Annotated in this window: 22 protein-coding genes; 9 read left to right on the top strand and 13 right to left on the bottom strand. The window is 72.0% G+C overall.

Features of this window, described 5'->3' with window-relative positions; translation table 11 throughout:
- Positions 1-4 precede the first annotated feature (4 nt).
- The gene (locus C2865_RS28430; RefSeq protein WP_106401661.1) at positions 5-1,408 is read left to right on the top strand and encodes an OB-fold domain-containing protein; all 1,404 of its coding nucleotides are present in this window, start codon (positions 5-7) and stop codon (positions 1,406-1,408) included.
- Position 1,409: 1 nt separating this feature from the next.
- Complete coding sequence (locus tag C2865_RS28425) at positions 1,410-2,600, top strand: acetyl-CoA acetyltransferase (RefSeq protein WP_106401660.1); 1,191 nt, start codon at positions 1,410-1,412, stop codon at positions 2,598-2,600.
- Positions 2,601-2,671: 71 nt separating this feature from the next.
- Here C2865_RS28425 and C2865_RS28420 read toward each other — a convergent pair whose 3' ends face one another.
- Positions 2,672-3,415: an NIPSNAP family containing protein gene (locus C2865_RS28420; RefSeq protein WP_106401659.1), complete on the bottom strand. Its 744-nt coding sequence runs from the start codon at positions 3,413-3,415 to the stop codon at positions 2,672-2,674.
- A gap of 81 nt (positions 3,416-3,496) precedes the next feature.
- On the opposite strand from C2865_RS28420, the gene C2865_RS28415 reads away from it, so the two are divergent.
- The 4 genes from C2865_RS28415 to C2865_RS28400 are packed head-to-tail and all read left to right on the top strand — an operon-like array spanning position 3,497 to position 7,770.
- Positions 3,497-4,348: an enoyl-CoA hydratase/isomerase family protein gene (locus C2865_RS28415; protein ID WP_106401658.1), complete on the top strand. Its 852-nt coding sequence runs from the start codon at positions 3,497-3,499 to the stop codon at positions 4,346-4,348.
- Between the two features lie 58 nt (positions 4,349-4,406).
- A complete protein-coding gene (locus tag C2865_RS28410; protein ID WP_106401657.1) occupies positions 4,407-5,597 on the top strand; it encodes an acyl-CoA dehydrogenase family protein in 1,191 nt (396 codons plus the stop codon).
- Positions 5,588-6,547 carry an acyl-CoA dehydrogenase family protein gene (locus C2865_RS28405; protein WP_106401656.1) on the top strand — a complete coding sequence of 320 codons (960 nt, stop codon included), beginning with the start codon at positions 5,588-5,590 and terminating at the stop codon, positions 6,545-6,547. The genes C2865_RS28410 and C2865_RS28405 overlap by 10 nt, the downstream gene beginning before the upstream one ends.
- Before the next feature lie 32 nt (positions 6,548-6,579).
- Positions 6,580-7,770, top strand: a complete 1,191-nt coding sequence (locus tag C2865_RS28400; RefSeq protein WP_106401655.1) for an acyl-CoA dehydrogenase family protein — start codon at positions 6,580-6,582, stop codon at positions 7,768-7,770.
- Positions 7,771-7,843: 73 nt separating this feature from the next.
- On the opposite strand, the gene C2865_RS28395 is transcribed toward C2865_RS28400, so the two are convergent.
- On the bottom strand, positions 7,844-9,301 hold the full coding sequence (locus C2865_RS28395; protein ID WP_106401654.1) for an MFS transporter: 1,458 nt from the start codon (positions 9,299-9,301) through the stop codon (positions 7,844-7,846).
- A gap of 10 nt (positions 9,302-9,311) precedes the next feature.
- Positions 9,312-10,457 carry a serine hydrolase domain-containing protein gene (locus C2865_RS28390; RefSeq protein ID WP_106401653.1) on the bottom strand — a complete coding sequence of 382 codons (1,146 nt, stop codon included), beginning with the start codon at positions 10,455-10,457 and terminating at the stop codon, positions 9,312-9,314.
- A gap of 133 nt (positions 10,458-10,590) precedes the next feature.
- Between C2865_RS28390 and sigJ the strand changes: the two genes are divergently transcribed.
- On the top strand, positions 10,591-11,478 hold the full coding sequence (gene sigJ, locus C2865_RS28385) for an RNA polymerase sigma factor SigJ (RefSeq protein WP_106401652.1): 888 nt from the start codon (positions 10,591-10,593) through the stop codon (positions 11,476-11,478).
- 4 nt (positions 11,479-11,482) lie between these two features.
- On the opposite strand, the gene C2865_RS28380 is transcribed toward sigJ, so the two are convergent.
- The 9 genes from C2865_RS28380 to C2865_RS28340 all read right to left on the bottom strand — a co-directional run bounded on the left by C2865_RS28380 (position 11,483) and on the right by C2865_RS28340 (position 20,962).
- On the bottom strand, positions 11,483-13,006 hold the full coding sequence (locus C2865_RS28380; protein WP_106401651.1) for a class I adenylate-forming enzyme family protein: 1,524 nt from the start codon (positions 13,004-13,006) through the stop codon (positions 11,483-11,485).
- 1 nt (position 13,007) lies between these two features.
- Complete coding sequence (locus C2865_RS28375) at positions 13,008-13,721, bottom strand: TetR/AcrR family transcriptional regulator (RefSeq protein WP_198653667.1); 714 nt, start codon at positions 13,719-13,721, stop codon at positions 13,008-13,010.
- Between the two features lie 44 nt (positions 13,722-13,765).
- The gene (locus tag C2865_RS28370; RefSeq protein ID WP_106401649.1) at positions 13,766-14,659 is read right to left on the bottom strand and encodes an SDR family NAD(P)-dependent oxidoreductase; all 894 of its coding nucleotides are present in this window, start codon (positions 14,657-14,659) and stop codon (positions 13,766-13,768) included.
- Positions 14,656-15,870: an amidohydrolase family protein gene (locus C2865_RS28365; RefSeq protein ID WP_106401648.1), complete on the bottom strand. Its 1,215-nt coding sequence runs from the start codon at positions 15,868-15,870 to the stop codon at positions 14,656-14,658. The genes C2865_RS28370 and C2865_RS28365 overlap by 4 nt, the downstream gene beginning before the upstream one ends.
- 16 nt (positions 15,871-15,886) lie before the next feature.
- Entirely contained in the window at positions 15,887-16,642 is a 756-nt protein-coding gene (locus C2865_RS28360; protein ID WP_106401647.1) for an acetoacetate decarboxylase family protein, read from the bottom strand.
- Positions 16,639-17,673: a Rieske 2Fe-2S domain-containing protein gene (locus C2865_RS28355; RefSeq protein ID WP_198653666.1), complete on the bottom strand. Its 1,035-nt coding sequence runs from the start codon at positions 17,671-17,673 to the stop codon at positions 16,639-16,641. The genes C2865_RS28360 and C2865_RS28355 overlap by 4 nt, the downstream gene beginning before the upstream one ends.
- A 105-nt stretch (positions 17,674-17,778) precedes the next feature.
- The gene (locus C2865_RS28350) at positions 17,779-18,933 is read right to left on the bottom strand and encodes a thiolase domain-containing protein (RefSeq protein ID WP_106401646.1); all 1,155 of its coding nucleotides are present in this window, start codon (positions 18,931-18,933) and stop codon (positions 17,779-17,781) included.
- The gene (locus tag C2865_RS28345) at positions 18,933-19,964 is read right to left on the bottom strand and encodes a lipid-transfer protein (RefSeq protein ID WP_106401645.1); all 1,032 of its coding nucleotides are present in this window, start codon (positions 19,962-19,964) and stop codon (positions 18,933-18,935) included. Before C2865_RS28345 ends, C2865_RS28350 begins: the two co-directional genes overlap by 1 nt.
- Positions 19,961-20,962, bottom strand: coding sequence for a Zn-ribbon domain-containing OB-fold protein (locus C2865_RS28340; RefSeq protein WP_198653665.1), 1,002 nt, complete (start codon positions 20,960-20,962; stop codon positions 19,961-19,963). Before C2865_RS28340 ends, C2865_RS28345 begins: the two co-directional genes overlap by 4 nt.
- Positions 20,963-21,075: 113 nt before the next feature.
- On the opposite strand from C2865_RS28340, the gene C2865_RS28335 reads away from it, so the two are divergent.
- Both C2865_RS28335 and C2865_RS28330 read left to right on the top strand, forming a co-directional pair.
- Positions 21,076-22,818 (top strand): N-acyl-D-amino-acid deacylase family protein, encoded by a 1,743-nt coding sequence (locus C2865_RS28335; protein WP_106401643.1) that lies wholly within the window; start codon positions 21,076-21,078, stop codon positions 22,816-22,818.
- 162 nt (positions 22,819-22,980) lie between these two features.
- Positions 22,981-24,537, top strand: a complete 1,557-nt coding sequence (locus tag C2865_RS28330) for a hypothetical protein (protein ID WP_106401642.1) — start codon at positions 22,981-22,983, stop codon at positions 24,535-24,537.
- A 274-nt stretch (positions 24,538-24,811) separates the two neighbouring features.
- Here the strand turns inward: C2865_RS28330 and C2865_RS28325 are convergent, their stop codons facing one another.
- Positions 24,812-25,696 (bottom strand): hypothetical protein, encoded by an 885-nt coding sequence (locus tag C2865_RS28325; RefSeq protein ID WP_106401641.1) that lies wholly within the window; start codon positions 25,694-25,696, stop codon positions 24,812-24,814.
- Between the last annotated feature and the right edge of the window lie 23 nt (positions 25,697-25,719).

Raw genomic sequence — 25,719 nt, 5'->3', positions numbered from 1 at the left:
CGGTATGCGCGGAATCTTGTCCTGGGGCGGCTACCTGCCCTACCGGAGGCTCGACCGCCGCTCCATCAGGGCGGTGGCCGGCGCGGGCGGCGGCCGGGGTGTCCGGGCCGTCGCCTCTTACGACGAGGACGCGGTCACCATGGGCGTCGCGGCGGGGCGGCTCGCCCTGAACGGGACGCCAGCCGAGCCCCGCGCCCTGTGGTTCGCCACCACCGAACCCCCCTACCTCGACCGTACGAACGCCACGACCGTCCACGCCGCCCTGCGCCTGGGCAGGGACGTGCCCGCCTACGACGCGGTCGGCTCGGTCCGCTCGGCCGCGGGCGCGCTGGGCGCGGCCCTCGACGCCGCCGTCCCGGTGCTGGTGGTCGCCGGGGACCTGCGCGGCGGGCTGCCCGGCGGGCCCGACGAGGCCGCGGGCGGCGACGGCGCGGCGGCCCTGCTCGTCGGCTCTGACGCTGACGGGCCGCTCCTGGCCGAGCTACTCGGCCGTTCCTCGGTGACGGAGGAGTTCGTCGACCGCTGGCGGGTGCCCGGCGAGGCGGCCTCCAGGCTGTGGGAGGAGCGCTTCGGCGAGACCCGCTACACCGCTCTCGGCACGGAGGCGTTGAAGCTCGCCCTCGGCGAGGCCGGGCTCGAGGTCTCCGACGTGGACACTCTCATCGTGGCGGGCCTGCACGGTCGAGCCGCCAAGGCCGTCGCGGCACGCTCCGGCGTCCCCGCAGAACGTGTCGCAGACCGGCTCGACGACACCGTCGGCAACGTCGGCGCGGCCCAGCCCGCGCTGCTGCTGGCCGCGGCACTGGAATCCGACCCCGCCGAAGGGCGCGTCATCGTCCTGCTGTCCCTGGCCGACGGCGCGGACGTGCTGGTCCTGCGCACCACGACCGCGCTGGCCGCGCACAAGGTGGAGCGTTCAGTGCAGGCGCAGATCGCCTCCGGCGCCCCCGTCTCCTACGGCACCTACCTGGCCTGGCGCGGGCTGCTGCCGGTCGAACCCCCGCGCAGGCCCGAGCCCGCCCGCCCCTCTTCCTCGGCGGCCAGCCGCAACCGCGACTGGAAGTTCGGTTTCGTAGGCTCCCGCGGGGAGGACGGCATGGTGCGCATGCCGCCGTCACCGCTGGACGGTGCGGCCGTGCCGATGGCCGCGACGGCGGGCACGATCGTCACCTTCACCGTCGACCGGCTGGCCTACTCGCCGAGCCCGCCGGTGGTGTTCGCGGTCGTCGACTTCGACGGCGGCGGACGCCTGCCCATCGAGCTCACCGACGTGAACGAGGCCGATGAGGACGCCTTCGAGATCGGTGCCCGGGTCGAGCCGACCTTCCGGAGGCTGTTCACCTCCGACGGGATCCACAACTACTTCTGGAAGGCCCGGCCGCTGCCGAAGCCGGAGAGAGAGGGCTGAGATGGGCTCGCACGGCATCAAGGACCGGGTCGCCATCGTCGGCATGGGCTGCACCCGCTTCACCGAACACTGGGACAAGGGCGTCGACGAGCTGCTGCTCGCGTCCACGGGTGAGGCGTTCGCCTCTGCCGGGGTCGACAAGGAGCAGGTGGACGCCTACTGGCTCGGCACCGCCCAGTCGGGCATGAGCGGCCTGACCCTCTCCAAGCCGCTGCGGTTGCGGGACAAGCCCGTCACCCGGGTGGAGAACTACTGCGCGACCGGTTCGGAGGCGCTGCGCCAGGCCGCCTACGCGGTGGCCAGCGGGGCTTACGACGTGGCGATGGCCGTCGGCGTGGAGAAGGTCAAGGACTCGGGCTACCAGGGCCTCAACGCCTTCCCCATCCCGAACGACGGCACCCAGCGCACGCTGACGGCCGCGGCGATGTTCTCGATGGTCGCTCCCGCCTACGCCCGCCGCTACGGCGTCGACTCCGGTGAGATGCGGACGGTGCTGGCACGTATCGCCTCCAAGAACCACGCCAACGGGGCTCGCAATCCCCGGGCGCAGTTCCGCAAGGAGATGTCGGTCGAGAAGTTGTGCTCGATGCCCGCCGTGGCCGGAGGGCTGTCGGTCTTCGACTGCGCCGGAGTGGCCGACGGCTCGGCGGCGGCGATCGTCGTGCGGGCCGAGGACGCCCACAGGTACACCGACAAACCGCTGTTCATCAAGGCGTTGTCGTTCGTCGCCGGTGACGGCTCGGGCCTGATGGACCCCGCCTACGACTACACGACCTTCCCCGAGGTGGCGACCTCCGCGCGGGACGCCTACGCCCAGGCGGGTATCTCCTCGCCGGCGGAGGAACTGGCGATGGCCGAGGTGCACGACTGCTTCACTCCGACGGAGCTGGTGCTGGTGGAGGACCTGGGCCTGGCCGAGCGCGGTACGGCCTGGAAGCGCATCCTGGACGGAGCGTTCGACCTGGACGGGGAGCTTCCGGTCAACCCCGACGGCGGGCTCAAGTCGTTCGGGCACCCGGTGGGGGCGTCCGGGCTGCGCATGATGTTCGAGGCATGGCTCCAGCTGCGCGGCGAGGCTCCCGAGGAGCGGCGCATCTCCACCTACGGTTCCCGCTCCCTGGCGTTGACCCACAACCTGGGCGGCTATCCGGGGGAGATGGTGAGTTTCGTGTCGATCCTCGGCACGGAGTGAGACGGGTGCGGGTGGCGGCGGAGGTGAGGGATCGCCGCCGCCCGTACCTTCGGGCCGTCCGGGAGGGGGGCTCAGTCCTCCCAGTCCGTGCGGTCCTCGCGGGACGGCTGGCGGCCGGTGCGGAACGGGGACAGCGGGGCGTCGACCAGCAGGACGCGCTCCCGGTCCCGGACGAGGTCCGCGGCCTTGGCGGGCAGGACGTCCTCGCCGCGGATCTGCGCGCGCTCCACCGCGCCCCATTGCTCCCAGGTGGGGATGCTCCACAGCAGCAGGCACTCGTCGAGGTTGCGCATCGCGGTCGCCCAGGCGCCGACGAGGTTCCATCCGGTGCGGGAGCTCGCGGTCTCGGCGCCCGCCATGGCGGCGTCCAGGAAGTGCCACGCCGTACCGGGTTCCACCTTGATCAGCTCGTGGGCGTAGACCTCGCCGCCCGCCCCGGCCGCGCACAGCTGCTCGATGGTGCGGGTCTGCGGGTGGGGGACCACGATCCGGTCGTAGCCGCCGGAGCGCAGGTCGGCCGCGGCCGCCCACCACTTCTCCAGCGCCGGGTCCTGCAGGAGTCTGTTGCCGAACTCGAGCCGGAAGGACGAGGCGAGCCCGTCGAAGCCGTCCTCCTCCCACATGTTCACCGTCTGCGGCCAAGGGCCGGTGCTGCCGACCACGCCCCACACGCCGTAGCAGAGCTGATTGCGCTGCTCCTGGGCGATCGGGCTCCAGTTGGCCGTCATGTGGTGCATGTAGCGGGCGCGGTTCTGCTTGGTGATGTGGATGAACTCATGAATGTAGACCTTGTCGTTCGTGTCGCTGTCGTTCATGTCGCTCACGCTTCCCCGGTCTTCCCTGATTGATGATGTTTTATATAATTTACACTCAGTCTTCGAGAAAGGCGGCGACCCATGCCCGCACAGGCAGCACCCCCCGAAGGGCCACCGGAACCCGAGCTCCTGTGGGAGACGGGGGAGGACGGCGTCGCGAAGCTGACGCTCAACCGGCCGCATGCGGGCAACGCCATCACCGGGCCGCAGCGCGAGGAGCTCATCGCACGGCTGGCCGGGGCGAGCGCCGACCCCGGGGTGCGGGCGATCGTGCTCACCGGCGCGGGAGACCGCCACTTCTGCACCGGCGCGGACCTGGCCGCCTCGGCCGCGCCCGCCGGGCCCCCGCCGCCGGACATGCCCGAGCGCCCGGCCGGAACGGTGGCGCGGGCCATCGCGGGCGGCGCGCAGCGGTTGGTCTCGGCGGTGCTCGACTGCGAGAAGCCGGTCATCGCCGCGGTCAACGGCACGGCCGCCGGCATCGGCTGCCACCTCGCCTACGCCTGCGACCTGGTGCTGGCGGCCGACAACGCCAGGTTCATCGAGGTGTTCGTGCGGCGCGGCCTGGTCGTCGACGGCGGCGGCGCCTACCTGCTCGCCCGCCTCGTCGGGCCGCAGAAGGCCAAGGAGCTGATCTTCTTCGGCGACGACCTGCCCGCCGCCGACGCCGAGCGCATCGGCCTGGTCAACCGGGTCGTCCCCGCCGGGAAGCTCGCCGACACCGCTGCGCAATGGGCGGCGCGCCTGGCGGCGGGACCCACGGTCGCGCTGGGCCTGGGCAAGCGCCTGGTCAACCGGGCCCTGGACGGCGACCGCGCGTCGAGTCTCGCCGAGGAGGCCATGGCCGCGGAGATCAACATGACCAGCGAGGACGGGCAGGAGGGCCTGCGCGCCTTCCTGGAGCGCCGCCCGCCCCGGTTCCGCGGCTGGTGACGCAAATGTCCATCAGTAGATTGTCGGCATCGCGCATGCCCCTGCACAGGAGCTCCTCGTGGATCTGCGTCTGACCCCCTCGGAGACCGGCTTCCGGGACCGGTTGCGGTCCTGGCTGGCCGACGTCCTGCCCGCCCTGCCGGACAAGCCCGACCGAGATGACTGGCCCGCCCGCCGGGTGTACGACACCGCCTGGCAGCGCATGCTCTTCGACGCCGGATACGCGGGCGTGGACTGGCCCGCCGACCACGGCGGGCTCGGCGCGTCCCCGACCGAACAGCTGATCTTCCTGGAGGAGACGGCCCGATCCCGGGCCCCCTACGTCGGCGCGAACTTCGTCGGCCTCCTGCATGCGGGCCCCACCCTGATCGTCGAGGGCACCGAGGAGCAGCGGGCCGCCCACCTGCCGCGCATCCTGCGCGGCGAGGAGGTGTGGTGCCAGGGCTTCTCCGAGCCCGACGCGGGCTCCGACCTGGCCGCCCTGCGCACGACGGCCGTCCGCGACGGCGACCACTACGTCGTCAACGGCCGCAAGGTATGGACCTCGCACGCCGAGGTCGCCGATTACTGCGAGCTCCTGGTGCGCACCGATCCGGCCGCGCCCAAGCACAAGGGCATCACCTGGCTGATCCTGCCGATGGACACCCCCGGCGTGCAGGTCCGCCCGCTGCGCACCGTGGTGGGCAGCAGCGAATTCAGCGAACTGATCCTGGACGACGTGCGCGTGCCCGTCGCCAACCGCGTCGGCGCGGAGAACGACGGCTGGCGGGTCGCCATGGTCACGTTCTCCTTCGAGCGCGGCACCGCGTTCATCTCGGATGTCATCGAGTCCCGCAACCTGCTGGAGGAGACCGTCGCGATCGCGAAGAAGACGCCCGCGCCCGGCGGCGGCACCCTGTGGGACGACGCCGCGCTGCGCCGCGACGTCGGCAGGCTCGCCGCCGAGGTGAGCGGGCTGTGGTCGCTGATCCGCAAGAACGTCTCCGAGGCCCAGGCGGGCATGATCCCCGTGCAGGGCGCGTCGGTGTTCAAGCTGAAGTTCACCGAGAGCCGCCAGCGCATCGGCGACCTCGCCTCGCACGTCCTGGGCCGGGCCGCCCTGGCGATGAGCGGCCTGCCGGGCGCCCACATCGTGGAGGACCGCGTCAACACCCTGTCCTTCACCATCGCGGCGGGCACCTCCCAGATCCAGAAGAACATCCTCGCCGAGCGGGTGCTCGGCCTGCCCAAGGAGCCCCGGTGGACCTGACGCTCAACGCCGACCAGAAGGACCTGCGGGCGGCACTGCGGGACCGGCTGGCCGACCTGTGGACCCCCGACCGGCTCCGCGCCGCCTCCGAGACGTCCTCCTTCGACCGCGACGCCTGGAAGGCCCTCGCCGAGACGGGCGTCTTCGCCATCACGCTGCCGGAGGCCGACGGCGGCATGGGCCTGGGCACGGCCGACGCCGTCATCCTCTTCGAGGAGCTCGGCCGCGCCCAGGTGCCGGGCCCGGTGACGGGCACCTTCCTCGCCGCGGGGCTGGTGCCGGGTGCCGCCGAGGGCGACGCGGTCGTCACGCTGCTCGACACCCGTGATGCGATGTCCGTCATCGAACACCCCGGAGCCGCCACCCACCTGGTCGTGATCGACGATGACGGCCTGTTCCTGCTGCCCGTCCCGCGGGCCGAGCCTGCCGCGCTGCCGCTGGACCCGCTGACGCCCGTCGCCCGGGTGTCGGTGAGGGCGGAGGACGGCGAGCGGATCGGGTCCGCCGAGGACGCCGCCCGCTGGCGGTTGCTGGGCGCGGTGCTCACCGCCTCCCTCCAGGTCGGCGCCGCCCAGGGCGCACTCGACCTCGCCGTCCGCTACGCCAAGGAGCGTATGCAGTTCGACCGCGTCATCGGCTCCTTCCAGGCCGTGAAGCACCTGCTCGCCGAATCCCTCGTCAGGACGGACCTGGCCCGCGCCGCCGTGCTCGTGGCCGCGCTGGTGGCCGACGACCCCGCCTCCGGCGACCTCCGCGAGGCGGCCTCGACCGCCAAACTCCTCGCCGACGAGGCGGCGGCGCACGGCGGCCGCACCGGCATCCAGGTGCACGGCGGCATGGGCTTCACCTGGGAGGTCCTGGCCCACCTCTACCTCAAGCGCGCCTGGGTCCAGGAGACCGTCTTCGGCACAGCGGGGGACCACGCCGAACACCTCGCCGCGGCCTTCTGAGAACCTGGCCCCAGCCCCCCTAGGAGGAATACATGAAGCGTCTGGCGCGCACCGAGGGACTCACCGAGGTCCAGCAGGAGATCCTCGCCGCGGTGGCGGAGTTCGCCGAGAAGGAGATCCTGCCCGTCGCCACCGAGCTCGAGCACGGCGACACCTACCCGGCGGAGATCGTCGAGGGTCTCAAGAACCTCGGTGTGTTCGGCCTGATGATCCCCGAGGAGTACGGCGGGCTGGGCGAGACCCTGCTGACTTACGCCCTGGCGGTCGAAGAGCTGTCCCGCGGCTGGATGAGCGTGTCAGGCGTCATCAACACCCACTTCATCGTCGCCTACATGGTGATGAGGCACGGCACGGAGGAGCAGAAGGCGAACCTGCTGCCCCGCATGGCCACCGGTGAGCTGCGTGGCGCGTTCTCGATGTCGGAGCCCGACTGCGGCTCGGACGTGTCGGCGATCAAGACCAAGGCCGTCCGCGAGGGCGACGACTACGTGATCACCGGCCAGAAGTACTGGCTGACCAACGGCGGCTCCTCCAGCCTGGTGGCGGTGCTGTGCGTCACCGACGAGGGCGCCGGCTCCGTCTACAAGAACATGAGCACGTTCCTCATCGAGAAGACCCCCGGCTTCGGGGAGGTCGCCCCCGGCCTCACCATCCCCGGCAAGATCGAGAAGATGGGTTACAAGGGCGTCGACACCACCGAGATGCTCTTCGACGGCTTCCGCATCGGCGCCGAGCACGTGCTGGGCGGCGTCCCCGGCAAGGGCTTCGCCCAGATGATGGACGGCGTCGAGGTCGGCCGCGTCAACGTCGCCGCCCGTTCCTGCGGCATGGCGCGCCGCGCGTTCGAGCTGGGCATCGCCTACGCCCAGCAGCGCGAGACGTTCGGCAAGCCCATCGCCCAGCACCAGGCGATCCAGTTCCGGCTGGCGGAGATGGCCACCAAGGTCGAGGCGGCCCACCAGATGATGGTGATGGCCGCCCGGCGCAAGGACTCCGGCGAGCGCAACGACCTGGAAGCAGGGATGGCCAAGTACCTGGCGGGCGAGTACTGCAAGGAGGTCGTCGAGGACTCCTTCCGCATCCACGGCGGCTACGGCTACTCCAAGGAGACCGAGATCGAACGCCTCTACCGCGAGGCCCCCATGCTGCTGATCGGCGAGGGCACCGCCGACATCCAGAAGATGATCATCGGCCGCCGCCTCCTCGAGGACTACCGGATCTGACGGGAGACGGGGCGACCCCCGGCCTGCGGAAGGCCGGGGGTTGTGCGGAAGCGGCGGGCGGGGCCGAGTCCCGTCACCGCCGTGACGGATCCCGTGGAACAGATGTGACCGCTTCCCGCGATCGGTTCCCGGACGCCCGACCGGCGTCCGTGAGGAGGAACGCGGTAAGGAGGGCGGCCAGGTAGAACGCGGCGGCGCCGAGCAGGCCGGTGGTGTAGCCGCTGGTGAGGGCGTCCCGCAGTGCCGTGCCCGCGGGCTGCCCGGCGGTGGTGGTGGCGGCGACGGTGGCCAGGGCGGCCAGGCCCAGGGCGCCGCCGATCTGCTGGCTGGTGTTGATGAGCCCGGAGGCGACGCCCGAGTCCTCGGCGGCGACCCCCTGCACGCCGCCGATCGTCGCCGCGACGAAGCCGATGCCGAGGCCGACGCCCGCGACCAGCTGGGCCGGGAGCAGGACGAGCAGGGCGTTCTGGTCGGGGGCGAGCAGGCTGAACCAGACCATCGCCGCCGCGGCCACCGCCATGCCGGCCGCCAGGACGTTCCGGGGGGAGGTGCGGGCCTGCAGGGCGGGCCCGGCCAGGCCGGAGCCGAGGCCGATGCCGATCGCGAACGGCAGGTACGCCAGACCCGTGATCATGGGCGAGTAGTGCTCGACCGACTGCATGTAGAGGGTGAGGAAGTAGAAGGTGGCCAGCTGGCCCGCGCCCATGAGCAGCATGACCAGGTTGGCGCCGAGCCTGCCGCGGTCGGCCAGGACGCCGGCCGGCAGCATCGGGTCGCGGGTGCCGCGCTGGACGGCGGCGAAGGCGGCGGCCAGCACGAGGGCGGCCGCGCCGAAGGCGAGGGTGAGGCCGTCGCCGAGCCCGTCGGACCCGGCCCGGTTGATCGCGTAGACCAGGGAGCCGAGGGCGAGGGTGGCGGTGACCGCGCCGGGTAGGTCCACGCCGCCGCGCCTGCGGGTGCCGGGGACGAGGACGAGCGTGCCCGCGAGCGCCAGGAGGACGAAGGGCACGTTGATGAACATGATCCACCGCCAGCCCAGGTACTCGGTGAGCGCGCCGCCCAGGAGCAGGCCCACGACCGAGCCGAGTCCGCCCATCGCGCCGTACACGCCGAGCGCCTTGTTGCGGGCGGGCCCGGCGGGGAAGGTGTCGGCGAGCAGGGACAGCGCGGCCGGGGCGACGATCGCGCCGCCCACGCCCTGGAGCACGCGCGCGGCGATCAGCGTGCCGCCGTTCTGCGCGACGCCGCCCAGCAGGGAGGCGAACAGGAACACCGCCAGCCCGATCCGGAACAGCCTGCGACGGCCGAACACGTCGCCGATGCGGCCCCCGGCGAGCAGCATCCCGCCGAACGCCAGCGCGTAGGAGGTGAGCACCCAGTCGAGGTCGGCTTCGGCGATGCCCAGACTGGAGCCGATGACGGGAAGCCCGACGGTCACGATGGTGCCGTCCATGACGAGCAGCAGTTGCGCGGCGGCGATGACCAGGAGGGCCAGGCCGCTCTTGTCGCCGCTTCGGGTGTGCGAGGTCATCAGGGCCTCCTCAGGCGTCCGTGGCGGCGCGGTGGACGGCCGCGGCCAGCCGGTCGTGTTCGGGATAGGACCAGTTGAAGGAGAAGCGGCGGCGGGTGTAGCCGAACGCGACGCCGCTGACGGGGTCGGCGAAGGACTCCGACCCGGCCGAGCCGTTGTGGCCGAAGGCGTTCGCGCCCAGGAACGGGTAGCGCAGGCCCTTGGCCTGGAAGCCGAGGGCGTACTGGCCCTGGGGTCCGGTGACGAGGTCGGCGCCGGTCGAGTGGAGCATCGCGAACTCGCCGAGGGTGTCGGGCTCGAGCAGCGGGGCCCTGCCGTCCAGGCCGAAGGCCGCGGCCGCGTACAGGGCGGCCAGGCCCCGGGCGTTGCCCACGCCTCCGGCGGAGGCCTGGCCGAGCGCGCGCACCCGGCGGGTGTTGAGGAAGGCGACCTGGTCCAGAGGGAGGGCGGAGTTGAGGCCGTAGCCGATGCCGGTGATGCTGTGCGGGCCGGGGACGGTCGCCCAGAACGCGGCGAGTTCCTCGGGCGTTGCCAGGCCGGGCAGGATCTCCCGGTAGCGGTCCTCCAACGCCTCCGGCAGGCCGAGGTACAGGTCCAGGTCGTAGGGGGCGCGGATCCGCTCTTCGAAGATCTCCTGCAGGGCGGTGCCGGTGACGCGGCGGATCACCTCGTTCACGATCGCGAACACCACGAAACCGCCGTAGCCGTAGGCCGAGCCCGGCCTCCAGTACGGCCGCTGCCCCGCCAGGCGCCCGGCGACCGTCCGGTCGTCGGCGAGCTCGTTCGCGGTGAACCCGCCGTCGACGCCGATCACGCCGGAACGGTGGGTGAGGACGTCCCGCAGGGTGATCCCGGACTTGCCCGCGGCGGCGAACTCCGGCCAGTGCCGGGCGACGGGCTCGTCCAGCGCGAGCGCCCCGTCCTGGACCAGCAGTGCCGCCACCAGGGTGGCGGCGCCCTTGGTCGAGGAGTAGACGCCGGTCAGGGCGTCGCCGGCTGCCTCGTCCCCGGTCCACAGGTCGACCACCCGCCTGCCGTGCACGTAGGCCGCCAGCTGCGCGCCGGTGCCGCCCTCCTCGGCCACCACGGCGGCGAACTCCTCGCGCACCGCCTCGAAACCGTCGGCCACTGTCCCGCGGACGTCGTTCTCGTTCATCGTCTGCTGCTCCGTTCACTCGATGTGTTCGGAGGCATGACGCATGGACTTCAACGAGTGTGACCGGACTCTGCCGGTCACATCCCAGGAGTTTCATTCGTCATGAGTGCAGAGACCTGACGAAGGATTGAGCATGAACGAACGTGATTTCCTGGCCCGGCGGTTCGAGGACCACCGCACGCACCTGAAGGCGGTGGCCTACCGGATGCTCGGCTCCCTGGCCGAGGCCGACGACGCGGTCCAGGAGGCGTGGCTGAGGCTGGCGCGCTCGGAGGCCGACGAGATCGACAACCTCGGCGGCTGGCTGACCACGGTCGTCGGGCGGGTCTGCCTGGACATGCTGCGCTCCCGGCAGTCGCGGCGCGAGGACCCGCTGGAGGCACGGCTGCCGGATCCGATCATCAGCCAGGAGAGCGCCGATCCCGAGCGGCAGGCGCTGATGGCCGACTCGGTGGGCCTCGCGCTGCTGGTGGTGCTGGAGGCGTTGAACCCGGCGGAGCGGCTCGCCTTCGTCCTGCACGACATGTTCGGCATGTCGTTCGAGGAGATCGCGCCGATCGTCGACCGCACCCCGGCCGCCGCGCGCAAGCTCGCCAGCCGGGCCCGGCAGCGGGTGCGGGGCGAGGCGCCCGAGCCGGAGCCGGACCCGGTCGCGCAGCGGCGCGTCGTCGACGCCTTCCTCGCCGCGGCGCGCGGCGGCGACTTCACCGCGCTGGTGGCCGTCCTCGATCCCGACGTCGTGCTGCGCGCCGACGGCGGGAAGGCGCTGCCCGGCGGCATGAAGGTCCTGCGCGGTCTGGAGGCGGTGGCCGGGCAGGCCGCCACCTTCCAGCGCATGGCGACGCTCTCGACCGTCCGGCCCGCGCTGGTCAACGGGATGGCCGGGCTGGTCAACACCGTCGACGGCGAACTCTTCTCGATCATGAGCTTCACCGTCGCCGGCGAGCGGATCGCCGCGATCGACATCCTGTCCGACCCCGAGCGGCTGGCCCGCCTCGACCTCGCGGACCTGCCGTCCTGACCGCTCACGCCCGCGGGGGAGCGCCGCCCGCGATCCGGGCGGCCTCCTCGCGCAGGCGGGCGACGTCCACCTTGAAGGTGGCGTTCACCGGCAGGTCGGCGACGAAGACCACCTCGTCGGGGACCTTGTAGTCGGCGATGCGGCCGCGGCACCAGGACTTCAGGTCCTCGGCCGTGGCCGCTTCCGGCTTCCGCAGGACGGCGAACGCGACGCCGATCTCGCCGATGACGGGAACGGGGGTGCCGACGACGGCCACCCGGGCGACCTCCGGATGGGCGGCCAGCGCCGCCTCGACCTCGGACGGGTAGACGTTGTAGCCGCCGCGCAGATAGGCGTCGTCGGCGCGGCCCACGATCGTCAGGTTGCCGTCGGCGTCCAGGGAGCCGAGGTCGCTGGACGCCAGCCAGCCGTCCGGGCCGATCGTCTCGGCGGTGCGCTCGGGATCCTTCCAGTAGCCGCGCATCATCGCCCGTGAACGCAGGTGGACGCGGCCGACGGACCCCGCGGGCAGCGACTCGCCGAGCGGGGAGCGGATCTGGACCTCGGCGCCGCCCAGCGGGCGGCCCACGGTGCTCGCGACGACGTCGGCGGGGTCGTCCAGGCGGGTGCCGAACGCCAAGGGCACCTCGGTACTGGCGTACCTGACCACCACCTGGCAGCCGATCCGCTCGCGCAGCCGGGAGACCAGAGCGGCCGGTACGCGGCTCGCCCCGGTCGCTATCAGCCGCAGCGACGACAGGTCCGCCTCGTCGAGCTCGTCCAGCATGACGAGTTTCTCCCACTGGGTCGGCACGCCCTGGCCGAGCGTCACCCGTTCCCGCTCGAGCACATCCAGCATGCTCCGCGCGCTCCAGACGGGCGGGGTGAGGACCAGCGCGGAGCGGTGGGCGACCTGCTCGTAGACGCGGGTGACGTAACCGGAGTGCGCGAACGGCACCGGCATGAGCTTGCGGTCGTAGGGCGCGCTGAGCGGGCCGAGGTTGCCGCCGATGAACCGCAGGGCGCCGTGGTCGAACCAGGCGCCCTTGGGCAGCCCGGTGGTCCCGGTCGTCCAGACGATCACGGCGGGGTGCCCGCCGTCCGCCTCGAACGCGCCCTCGACGGAGGGGGTGCCCCCGGGGGAGGGGCCGCGGGAATCGAGGACGGAGCCGCAAGGGACCCGGTCGGGGGCGTCGGTGACGGTGAGGACGGGCCGGGACCGGGCGAGGACGTGGTCGATCTCGGTCGGCCCCAGCCGCGGGTTGACGGCCGAGACGACCGCGCCCAGCCGCAGCACCGCCAGGTACCAGACGGCGAACGCCCGGCCCGAGGGAAGCAGCAGCGCCACGATGTCCTTCGGCCGCACGCCCCGTTCGGCCAGGGCGCTCGCGGCGAGCGCGGACTCCCGCCACCAGCCGCCGTAGGTGAGCACGTCGCCGTCCTGGACGAGCGAGGGGAGGTCGGGTTCGGTGGCGAGCAGGGCGTCGAAGAGCGTGCCGAGGGGCGCCCCGGCGGCGTGCGGGCCGGGGCGCGCGGGCCGTGCGTTCAAGTCAGTCTCCCGGGACCGCCTCCAGCAGCGCGGAGAGCTCGGTCCAGTCCTCGCCCCGGCGCACGGCGATGCCGGCCAGGACGGTGTGGATCTGTTCGGTGAAGGGGGCGGGCTCCAGCAGGGACGGGCCGGCCGCGAGCCGCTCCAGGTGGGGGAGGTCCCGGTCGCCGCGCGCCAGGACCCTGCGCAGCTCCGGCTCGAACGGCCGGTTGCGGTCGCGCAGGCGGGTGACCGCCGCGCCCAGCGCGCACTCGGAGACCAGGTCGTAGGCCCGCCGCGCCTCCTCGGGCGAGAAGCCCTGGCGCAGGCACAGTCCGAGCGCGGTGTTCACCGGCTCGGCCATCACCTCGAGGCTGATCGCCCCTTTGACGTACTGGGCGAACAGTCCCGGGTCGCGGACGAAGGCCTCCCTGATGTAGTACGCCCACTCGCAGAACCAGACGGCCCAGTGCTGGCCGCGGTCGACGGGCAGGCTCAGCCGGGTCACCGACTGCTCGGCCGCCAGCTTCAGCAGGTCGTCCCGCCCCCGCACGTAGTGGTAGAGGCTGGGCACGCTGACGCCGAGCCGCTCGGCGACCAGCCGCAGGGTCAGGTCGCTCAGCGGGATCTCGCTCGCCACCCGGGCGATGGCCGCACGGTCGATCTTGGGCGGGCGGCCGGGGCCGCGGCCGCCCGTGCGGCCCGGACCCGCCGGGGAGTGCTCGATGTCGTTCACGATGCTCCTGACCGGTGCGCGGCGGCCCGTGCCGCCGCGCCTTCTCAGGACAGGATTCCATGCTCGTCCACAACGGTCGGGCAGAGTCCGGCCGACCACCGGTCGGCCCGGTCGCGCAGGGTGGCGGCGGTCGCGGCGAGGTCGCCGGTGATGCAGTAGGCGCCGTTCCTGATGCCCTCGACGACCTGCTCGGCCAGTTCGTCGAGCGGCTGGACGGGCAGCCGGCCGCCCTTGGCCGCGGTCATCTCGACCAGCTGGGCCACGGTGAGGGCGGGGGTGGTGCGCGGCCGCTCCCTGGCCAGCTCGTCCGGCCGGTTGCGGTCGGCGGTCCACAGGCCGGTGTCGAGCAGCCCGCCGCCCGGCAGGAACAGGGAGACCCCGATGGGAGCCGCCTCCTCCCGGAGCTGGACGGCCAGGCACTCGGTCAGCGTGGACACCGCGGCCTTGCTCGCCGCGTAGACCGACGCGGCGGGCAGCGGGTTGACGGCGCCGTCGCCGGAGGAGGTGTTGACGATGTGGCCGGGTTCGCCGCCGGCCAGCATCCTGGGGACGAACGCCTGGACGCCGTGGGCGACGCCGAAGACGTTCACCGCGTGCACCCACCGCCAGTCGTTCGGGGTGGTCTCCCACACCTTGGCCGACGGTGCCCCGACCCCGGCGTTGTTGACCAGCACGTGCACGGCCCCGTACCGCTCGTACACCTCGGCGGCGAGCGCCTCCACCGAGGCCGGGTCGGTGACGTCCGTCCGGACGCCCGCGACCTCGCCGACGAAGGACAGCTCCTTGACGGTACGGTCCAGGGCCTCGGCCTCCACGTCGGCGAGCACGACCCTGGCCCCGGCGGCGGCGAAGCGCTCCCCGAGGGCGCGTCCGATGCCGGACGCGCCTCCGGTGACGACCACGACCCGCCCGCGGAAGTCCTGCAGAAATCCGCTCACGGCGCCTCCGTTCCGTGGATCTCCTCGACGGTGGGGCCGACGCGGGCCACGTGCGGGGCGAGCGCGTCGAGGTCGAAGCCGTAGACCCCGGCGGCGGTCAGGCCGAGGATGCGCCGCACCTCGTCCCGCGGGACCCCGCCGAAGCGTTCGGCCAGCCAGGGGCGGGTGTGCGGCCAGGTGCCCTCCGGGTGGGGGTAGTCGCTGCCCCACATGAGGTTGCCGACGCCGATCAGGTGGCGGCGTTCGACCTCGATGTCGCCCATGACGGAGGCGGCCATCCAGCAGTTGCGGTCGAAGTACTCGCTGGGCTTCATGGTGAGCCCGGACCGGAAGGCGGACGGGCCGAACTTGCGGGTGGCGTGGTCGCCCTCCCACTTGCTGTCCATCCGGCTGATGATGTCGGGCGTCCACCAGGCGCCGTTCTCGGCGATGACGTACTTGAGCCGCGGGTGCCGCTCGAACACGCCGCCCAGGATGAGCGCCCACAGCGGGCGGGCGGCCCACCAGTAGGCCTCGACGGTGTAGATGGCGATGAGGCCGGGCGTGATGCCGTAGTCGTCCTCGTCGGGCCCGACGCCGGAGTGGGTGTGGACGGGCAGCCCCGTCTCGGCGGCGGCCGCCCACACGGGGTCGTAGACGGGGTCGTTGTAGGAGGGCAGGGCGCCCCACTTGGTGGGGATCATGATGCCGCCGCGCAGGCCGTTGCCGGCGGACCATTCGATCATCCGCACGGCGGCGTCGATGTCGTGCAGCGGGACGATGGCCACCCCCGCCCGGCGCTCGGGGCTGTTCTTGCAGAAGTCGGCGATCCAGCGGTTGTGCGCCCACGCCCCGGCCAGGGTCATCTCGGCGTCGTCGCTGCCGGTGGAGCCGAGCCCGGCGGTGAAGGGGGTCTTGGCGACGCCGCCGACGCCCGCGGAGTCGGCGTCGGGGAAGACGACCTCGGCGGCGACGCCGTCGTGGTCCATCTCCTTGTTGCGCACGGCCGGGTCCCAGGCGCCCTTCATGCCGCCGTGGTGGCCGATCTCGGAGTCCCACTCGTTGAGGAACCTGCGGTGCTCGTCGGTCTCGGCGAGCCGCCGCATGGCCTCGGCCTCGGCCTGCGCGGCGTCGAACGCCTCGTGGTAGCGGGAGTCGATGTACTCGCGGTATCCCTCCGCGGGCAGGCCCGCGTGGCTGTCGGTCGAGATGAGGACGTAGCGCTCGCTCATCTGTGCCTCCTGGGGCTCACTGGTACCGGATCGGGGCGTACGGGGCGAAGGCAGCGGGATCGACGGGGCCGACGACCTTCGGGACGTTCTGGCTGGAGCGGCGCGTCCACCGGAGGACGGGCGCCGACAGGACCGGCAGGTCGACGACGGGGCAGCCCGGCAGCTCCCGCAGGACGAGCTCGCCCTCGACCGCCTCGACCCGTTCGGGTCTGCGGACCTGTTCCATGCGGACCAGCAGCGGGTCGCCGTCGAAGCCGGTGCCGTCGACGGCGGGCTGGAACTTGTACCAGAACTGCCGCGCCGGGTACGGGTCCGGAACGGGCAGGTCGCCGGTGATCCGCCCGGTCATCTCGATGAAGGTGACGCCCTGGCGGGTGATGGCGGCGTGGACCGCGCCGTCGTCGGCGCGGGTGAGCTCGATGTCGGCGAGCTTCTTGGGCTCGCCGAACCGCTCCCGGCTGATGGCGATGGCCGGTTCCATGTCGATGGGGATGAGCAGCGGGTACTCGCCGGGCTCGCCGTCCAGTTCGGCCTCGACGGCGAAGTAGCCGACGAGCTCCTTGTGCCGGTACTCGCCGAATTGCAGGTCGATGTCGGTGACGCGGACGTGGACGCGCGGCTGCTTCGGAGGGGTCAGCGGCGGGGGCAGCACCTCGGCGAGCGCCTCGGGGTCGGTGAGGTAGACGGCCTCCAGCGAGGGCAGGGGCGGCACGGAGTTGGTCAGCCCGGAGGCCGGGGCGGGTTCGGAGACCCAGCGGGTGCGGCGGCTCACGCGTCCTCCCGGGGAAGCGAGTAGAACTGGCGGCACCAGCGGCGGTGCTCGCTGACGTCCTTCTCCGAGGGCCGCAGGACGGGCGGCTCCCGGTAGATCTTGTTCTCCCAGATCGGGATGTCCTGGCTGAGCCCCTCGCAGAACAGCAGGGACGCCTCCTCGGCGGCGTTCGGGCCGAGGGAGCGCGGCGAGGTGAAGATCCAGCGGACGTGGACGTTGTCCTCGTCCAGCGGGGTGGTGCTGGAGACGAACGTCGTCCAGCCCTTCAGTCGCAGCACACCCAGGCCGAGGCCGAAGCCCTCGCGGACGAAGTCGCCGCCGCTGCCGACCGCCTTCTTGTAGGCGCCGTCGACGTGGAACTCCTCCTCGGGGACGGAGTCGGTGCCGTGGACGAACTTGAAGTGGGCGCGGTCGACGTTGTTCTCGGCCATCTCCTGGCAGCAGGTGGCTATCTGGAAGTCCCGGACGACGATCGGCGACCAGTCGGGGTCGTCGAACTCCGGCACGATGGGCACGTCGTAGAACGGCTCACCGCCTTCGAGGTGGTGCCAGGCCCAGATCATGTGGTTGCGCTCGATGGTGGGGTAGGTGCGCATCGACGCGCGCTGGGGGATGTGGTCGACGTCGTCGTAGGGGACGTCGACGCACTCGCCGCTGGCGCCGTCGAACTTCCAGCCGTGGAACGGGCAGCGGATGCAGGAGTCCTCGACCCTCCCGCCGACGGCGAGGTGCGCGCCGAGGTGGCTGCAGTGGGCGTCGAGGACGTGCGGGACGCCGTCGGTTCCGCGGAACAGGACGAGGTCTCTGCCGAAGGCGTAGAGGGGCCGGATGTCGCCGGGGGCCAGGTCGGCCGAGGCGGCGACGATGAACCAGCCGTTGGGGACGGGGAAGGGGAACCGGCCTCGGGGCTCGCGGATGACGCGCGGGCGCAGTTCCGGACGGAAGAGGAGGTCGGCGTCGCGGGGCATGGGCAGCCCCGGGAGGTTGCGCGGGACGGACCGGGCAGGCAGATCGAGTTCGGGGGTGGACAACACGATCTCCTTTTTCCAAGGAGTTTTGGAAGGTGCTTCAAAAATGGCACCCGCGGGCCGCCCGGTCAAGGGCCCCGGGGCCGGGACGTCCCGGCCCCGGACGCCTCAGGCGAACGCCGGCCGGAGCTCGGAGCCCACCAGCCACATGGCGAAGTACTGCGCCGCGCCCCCGTAGGCGTGGCCCAGCGCCACCCTCGCCCCCTCCACCTGGTGCTCGCCCGCCGTGCCGCGCACCTGGCGGGCCGCCTCCAGGCAGCGGACCAGTCCCGAGGCGCCGATCGGGTTGGACGACAGCACCCCGCCGGACGGGTTGACCGGGAACGAGCCGCCCAGTTCCGTGGCCCCGCTGTCGGTGAGCTTCCAGCCCTCGCCCGGGGCGGTCAGCAGATGCCCTTCCAGCCACATCGGCTCGTACCAGGAGAAGGGCACATAGAGCTCGGCGCAGTCGATCTGCCGCAGCGGGTCGGTGATCCCGGCCTTGCGGTAGAGCGCCTCGGCGCAGTCCACCCCGGCCCGCGGGCGCACCGGGTCGCGGCCGGGGAAGGAGGCGTACTCGCTGCGCTTGGCGTGCGCGATCACCCAGGCGGGCTTCGCGGGCCCCCTGCGCGCCAGGTCCTCCGAGGCCAGGACGACGGCCGCGGCCCCGTCGGAGGACGGGCAGGACTCCAGGAAGTGCAGCGGCTCCCAGAGCATCGGCGATTCCTTGACCTTCTCCACCGAGATGTCGGGGATGCGCAGGTGCGCGTGCGGGTTGCGCAGCGCGTTCCTCCGGTCCTTGACCGCCACCTGCCAGCCGATGTGCTCGGGAGCCCCCGAACGCTTGATGTAGCTGCGGATCCACGGCGCGAAGGTGCCGCCCGCGCCCTGCCCGCCGGACTTGCCGCCCGACAGCGCCCAGGTGGCGTTGCCCTCGGACTGCTTCTCGTAGCAGACGACCAGCACCCGGTCGTACCGCCCGGACTCGACCATCGTCACACCGCTGATCGCGGTGGCCGCGCCGACCGAACCGGCGGTGTGCACCCGGTGGATCGGCTTGCCGACCGCGCCCAGGGCGTCGGCCAGCGACAGCTCCGGCATCATGACGCCCTCGAGCAGGTCGGGCGCCTTGCCGATGACGACGGCGTCGATGTCGGCGAACGTCAGCCCGGCGTCTTCCAGGGCCTCCAGGGCGGCCCAGCGCACCAGGCCCTCCAGGCTCACCTCCAGGCGCCGCCGGTAGTCGGTCTGGCCGATGCCGACCACGGCACAGGGACGGGCCATCAGTGCTCTCCTTCCAGGACGGCGACGAGGTTCTGCTGCAGGCACGGGCCGCTGGAGGCGTGCGCCAGCCCCCGGCGGGCGTCCCCGGCGGCGATGCGCCGCGCGACCTCCACGACCCGGGCCAGGCCGGTGGCCATGACCGGGTTGCCGGCGAGGGGGCCGCCGGAGGGGTTGACCGGCACCGCCTCGTCCAGGCCGAGCGCGGCGCGCAGGACCACCTCCTCCGGGCTGTGCACGACCATCAGCTCGGCCACGTCGACCGGCCCCTCGTGCACGCCCGCGCCGCGCGCCGCCCGCGCGGCGGACGGCGAGGAGGTCAGGTCCCGCAGGCCCAGATGGTGGGACTCGATCCGGTGGTCCATGCCGGTGATCCAGACCGGCGTGCCGGGCAGCTCCCGCACCCTGTCCCCGGCCGCCAGGATCAGCGCGGCCGCGCCGTCCGCCGGAGCGGCGACGTCGTGGGCGCGCAGCGGATCGCACCAGTAGTCGGCCTTCAGCAGCTCCTCGACGGAGGCTCCGGGCAGCGCGCGGGCGGCGGCGGCGGCGAAGTCGGCCTCGGTGGCCCTGCCGGAGTCCAGCAGCGCCCGCGCCTGGATCCCGGCCAGGGAAACGGGGTCGGTGCCGAGCGGGGTCATCGTGTACGGGTCGGTCTGCAGTGCGAACACCTCGCGCTGGCGGCCCGCCGAGGCCCGGCCCGAGCCGACGACCAGCGCGGTGTCGACGTCCCCGCACTGCAGGCGCAGCCACGCCTCGAACAGCGCCCAGGCGCCGTCCATCTCCACGTGGCTCTCGTAGACCGGCGGCCAGGCGCCGACGCCCTCGAGGTTCATGACGAACGAGAAGGGCGTGCCGCCCAGGTAGTCGCAGCTCCCGGCGATGGTGAACTCCACCTCCTCCCGCCGCAGGCCGGTGGTCTCCAGGAGCTCGTTGACGCAGGTCATCACCAGGGCGGCCTCGGGCCCGGCGAAGGACGCGTAGGCCGGGGTCAGCGCGGTCGCGACGACGGCGACCGGTCGGAAGTCGTGGCTCAAAACGCGTGCTCCTCGAGTGCGCGGGTGTCCGCATCGGGTTCGCCGGTGGGCTCCCACCGGTCGATAACGCCCTCCCAGCCGCCGGTCGAGCGGTTGTCGAAGGCGCTGATGTCGCGTTCTCCCTCGGGCTTCCAGACGGCCCGCAACCGCAGCCCGACCCGGAACTCCGCGAGGGGGATGGTGCGGATGTCCACGCCGGTGATGGGGGAGTCGCTGCCGTCCAGCAGGATCGACGCCCTGATGTAGGGCTCGGTCTCCTTCTGCCCGTGGTACCGCACCGGGGTGATCTCGGTGAACGAGCTGACGGTGCCGCGGTCGGCGACCACGACGTCGTGCTCTTCGGTCATGAGGGTGCGTTCGAGGTGGTCGTAGCCGCGGCCCGGCACGTAGACCTTGCCGGTGACGGGAGAGCGCTGCCCGGTGACGACGCCTTCGAGCAGGCCGGTCAGGAAACGCACCCGGTGCGGGTGGTAGGGCTCGGTGTAGGTGAGGGAGAGCGGCTGCTCGGTCAGGGTGACGGGCTCGCCGCCCTCGACGGGCGGGGCGGGTTCGGCGCCGTCCTCCTCCGGCACGAACCAGAAGTCGGTGACGGCGCCGGCGCGCTGCTCCTTGAAGCGGATCGTCACCCGCATGCCGGTGGACATGCGCTCGGGGCCTCCGGCGTCCACGGCGTGCAGGAAGCCGGTCGACGCGCCGTCGGGGACGATCAGCGCGAAGGCGAAGGGGTGCCGGAAGGGGTGCGACGCGGTCGGCTCCCGCACCCACGTCCAGGACGAGACGGTGCCGCAGGGGCCGACCTCCACGGGGTCGAGGTCGGCCGGCGCTCCGGTCCCGGGGTCGTACTCCAGGGGAGGGCAGCGGACCTGGGCGCCGATCCGGCCGCCGAGCAGCCGCCCGTCCCTGATCCCGGTGAGGAAGGCGCCGATGACGGGGCCGGTCGTGCGGGTGTAGGGGTACTCGAGCACGGTGCGCATCGGCGGAAGGCCGGGTTGTGGCATGGACCTGCTCCTCGGAGAGGCTGGTTCAGGGAAAGAATATCTTATACATTATTGCTAACGCCCGCTAAAGGCCCCGCGAAGGAGTATTTGTGGATCTTCCGGAAGGGGATGAGATGTACGATCTGGCCATCGTCGGAGGCATGCTGATCGACGGCACCGGCGCCCCGGCCCGCCGCGCCGACATCGGGATCAGGGACGGCGTCATCGTCGCCGTGGGCGAGGGCCTCGCCGGGGACGCCGCCGAGACCGTCGACGCCGCGGGAATGATCGTCACCCCCGGGTTCGTCGACATCCACTCCCACTACGACGGCCAGGTCACCTGGGACACCGCGCTCGACCCGTCCGCCTCGCACGGGGTGACCACGCTCGTCTCCGGCAACTGCGGCGTCGGCTTCGCGCCCGTGCGGCCCGGCAGCGAGAAATGGCTCATCGAGCTGATGGAGGGCGTGGAGGACATCCCCGGCGCCGCTCTCTCCGAGGGCATCGAGTGGAAGTGGGAGAGCTTCCCCGAGTACCTCGACACCGTCGACGGGCGGGAACTGGCGGTCGACTTCGGCGTCCAGATCGCGCACGGGCCGCTGCGCGCCTACGTCATGGGCGAGCGCGGCGCGCGCAACGAGGAGGCCTCTCCCGAGGACGTCGCGAGGATGGCCGAACTGGTGGAGGAGGCGGTCCGGGCCGGGGCGCTCGGGTTCTCCACCTCCCGCACGGTCACCCACCGCGCCATGGACGGCACGCCCGTGCCCGGCACGTTCGCCACCGAGGACGAGCTGTTCGCGCTCGGCCGCGCCGCGGCGGCCGGGGGCCGCGCCGTCTTCGAGCTGGCCCCGATGGGCACCGCCGGCGAGGACATCGTCGCCCCGCACCGCGAGATGGAGTGGATGAGGCGGCTGGCCGCCGAGACCGGCCTGCCGGTGACCTTCGCCCTCCTGCAGGTCGACGCCGCGCCGGAGCTGTGGAAGGAGATGCTGGCGGAGTCCAGGGCCGCCCACGAGGCCGGCGCCCCCGTCTACCCGCAGGTCGCGGCCCGCCCCTTCGGCATGGTCGTCGGCTTCACCGGCCGCCACGCCTTCACGATGCGGCCCACCTTCGAGGAGCTCGCCGCCCGCCACGACGGCGAGGAGCTGCTGGCGCAGCTGGCCCGCCCCGAGATCCGCGAGCGCATCCTGTCCGAGCCCGACCGCGAACCGCGTCCGGGCAGCATGGACGACATGATCGCCCTCGGCCAGGCGTTCCTCACCGACCGCATCTTCCCGCTGGGCACGTCCCCCGACTACGAGCCCGCCCCCGAGCGCTCGGTCGCCGCCCTGGCGCGGGCCGAGGGCGTCGACCCCATGGCCAAGCTCTACGACCTCATGCTCGAAGAGGGCGGCCACGCCATGCTCATGGTCCCCATCTTCGGCTTCAGCGACCACGACCACGAGGCGCTCCGCGAGATGCTCCTCCACCCCGCCGCGGTGATCGGCCTCGCCGACGGCGGCGCCCACGTGGCCATGGTCTGCGACGCCTCCATGCCCACCTACCTCCTCACCCACTGGGCCCGCGACCGCACCCGCGGCGAACGCCTCCCCCTGGAGTACGTCGTCCGCAAGCAGACCCGCGACACCGCCCACCTGTACGGCCTCACCGACCGGGGCGAGGTCGCCGTGGGCAAGAAAGCCGACCTGAACGTCATCGACTTCGACAACCTGTTCCTGGACGCCCCCCGCGTGGCCCGCGACCTCCCCGCCGGAGGAGCCCGCCTCCTCCAGGACGCCCGAGGCTACGCCGCCACCGTCCTCAACGGCGTCATCACCCGCAGGAACGACAAGGACACCGGCGCCCGCCCAGGCCGCCTGGTGCGGGGAGCCCGCTGACCCGTCCGCGCCGGGACGGGCCGGCGGCCCCCGAGAACAAGGCGCCGCACCCCCACCCAAGGCCCTGGAGCAAGAGCGGTCCAGGCCCGCCGCTTCCGTTCCACCCGGCTCGACCGCCGCACACCCCTGAAATGTCCGCCCTGTCTGTCACGATCCGTCCTTATGATGATCAAAGACATTGCGGACGACCTCGCGGAGGCCCGTGCGGCGCTCGGCGAGGACACCTGGGAGTGGTTCCACACCCTGGCGCTGGAAGGCGAATCCGACTGCTCCTCCTGCTTCGACGGGGGCGCTTACAACCTGTGGGACAACGGCCGACTGTCGAGGTCGACGGCACCCGCGATCCCGTTCCTGGTCCGCTTCGCGGTCGCAGGAGTGCACTCCTCCGAGTTCTTCAGGTTGGTCTCCGAGATCGGCCACGGCACCCGCGACCGCCGGAGCGCGAAGGCCGTGGCGGCGCACCGGGCCGTCCTCGATCAGGTTCCCCTCCTGCTGGAGCTCGCCCGGACATCACAGGACAGGTACGTGCGCTGCCACGCGGTTCGCGCCGCCTCCTGCGGGCCCGCGTCGGACGTTCTTCCGGTGGTGCGCTCTTTGTGGGACGACCAGGGACTCGACGACGGGACCCGGGCCGAAGCGCTGCGCGTCCGGTTGTTCCTGGAGCCGAAGAAGGCCCGGCCTGTCGCGGCCGAGGTCGTGAAGACGGGTTCCGATCCCCTGAAGGTCCTCACCATCGCGGCGCTGGCGGCCTCCGGGGCGAAATGGCGGCCGAGCCACGGCCGTATCTTCGCCGCCGCCCACGACGGCTACCGCAGGAGCAAGGTCACCGCTCTGGACGACCCGCTCTGGAAAACGGTGACGGCCCTCGCCTCCCAGGACCGTGCGCAGGACGCGGCGCGCCTGCTCGTTCCCTTCTTGAGTCCGAAACGAGACCGCTGGACCAGGCATGGCGCACTGTGCCTCGCCGAGAATCTCGTCAAGCACCGCAAGGCGCGGGCGATTCTGCTCCCGGCGGTGCTTCCCCTGCTCACGAAAAGACGTTCGGCCGAGAACGCTGTGCGCTTCCTCGAACGATTCGGCCGCGGCGACACCGGAGTCATCGACGCCATCGCCGCTCTCGCGGCCGCTCCGGCCGCACCGGGATCCCCGCAGGCCCTGGCCTTCCTGATCGAGAGAGCCGATGCCCGCTCCACCGCCCTGCTGACGCTCCATGTCGCCGAACTCGCCACGCCACGACTCCGGAACGACTTCGAGTGGAACTACCAGGCCGTCTTCTGGGCGCTCAGGGAGCAGCGACCCGCGTTCGACGCCCCCCTGCTGAACGCGATCCGGACCTGGATGCGCACATGGCCCCGTGAACCGGACTGGAGGGACGAACCCGGCGGCCCGCGAAACACCGTCCTGGACCTGCTCGCCCGCTGGGGCCCCGCCGCCCACGAGGCCGTCCCCGAACTGATCGACGTCCTCCCGAACCACTATCTGGCCGTGCTCCCCACCCTGAGAGCCGTCGCCCGCACCGCTGACGACCACGTCCGGATCGACCGCCACCAGGCGCAGGCCGAAGAGGCCGCGGCCGCCCGCAAAGCCACCGCCAAGGCGGAACGGAAGCGACGCCGAACCGCACGCCCCAAGTCCTTCCCGAACGCCTTCGACCCGGACGGCCCCTGGTTCCAGGACGAGCCGAACGACGCGGGATGCACGACGGAACCGCCTTTCTGAGCGGGCGCGCCAGGGCCGGTGCCGCTGGATCAATCGCCTCGCTTGAAGCGGACCGTCGGTGGAAGTTCTTCGAGAGTTCGGCGGTCGCACTGCTCGGCGCGCACGCAGGCGGCGAAGCGGGCCAAGCCATGGGGGACGTCGGGCATGGCACGTGACCGTCTCGTGGACATGGCCTTGTACGTTTGCCACGGACATCCTTCGCAAGGCGGTCCCAGCATGCCAAGGTCCTGTCCTGCCGCGTGTTGAAGGCCATTCAAAACCGACAGGGGCCTGACTACATCCTGCAAGTGCATGGATTCGACGGATCCCCGCCTTCCGCAGGGGGCTCATCTCCAAGGACCACGGCTGCCGCTTGGTGCAGGGTGCGTCCGTCACCGGGATCGATGAAACCTATGAGAAGGGCCAAGGCGAACTTGCTGAGGAACGTGGTTCCTGTTGCAGGGTCGATCGCCTTCGCATACTTTTCCAAGCCCTCCTCTTCGCCTAGGAGGGCGCGGAAGGCGACGGATTTCCCAGCCAGATGCAGGGCGAGGGTGAGATCCTCGACCGTAATGCCTGGGCGTAGACGAAGATCCTGAGCCTTGAGGATCTCGGAATACAGGTCGCACCAGCCGTCGAGCTGGCGCCGATGGACCCGTCGCAGCGCGCGCACCAGGACTTCGTCGTGGGAAAAGAGGGCCTGGAACGCCGTCTGCAGGCGGAACGCCCGGTTTTGGTGGGTGGTGGTCGCCTCTTGATAAGCGACCTGTTCGATCATCTGCACGAGCGGTGTCTCGCTCGACGAGGTCTGCAGATCATGCATCTGCTTTGGGTACCGCACCACCGACAGTAGCGATCGTAGGGCGAAGTGGACGAGGTCTGACAGGTACTCCGGCATCCGTCCCCATCGATGCCGGAAGGACGATTCGGTGAGGGCACCGCCGTTCTCGCCTTTCCGGGCCTCGGCGACGACCCCGCGCCGGGAGACGCCGGCCAGTACCTCCTTGAACGGTGCCCGGGCCGCCGGGGCATCGTCAAGCCCCATCTGCCGAAGGAGTAGCCGCTCTCCCGCGAGCAGCAGGTCCTTCGTCTGTTCGTCGACCAGTTCCTCTGGAATCTCCGACAGCAGGTCTGCGAGGTCCGCAAGTTCATTCGGAAGAGAGTTGGACGTTTCGTCCATTTTGTACACCTTTGTCGTCTGTC

This window comes from Actinocorallia populi, assembly GCF_002995495.1.
GTDB classification, from domain to species: Bacteria; Actinomycetota; Actinomycetes; order Streptosporangiales; family Streptosporangiaceae; genus Actinocorallia; species Actinocorallia populi.
This window is presented reverse-complemented; position numbering and strand designations above follow the sequence as displayed.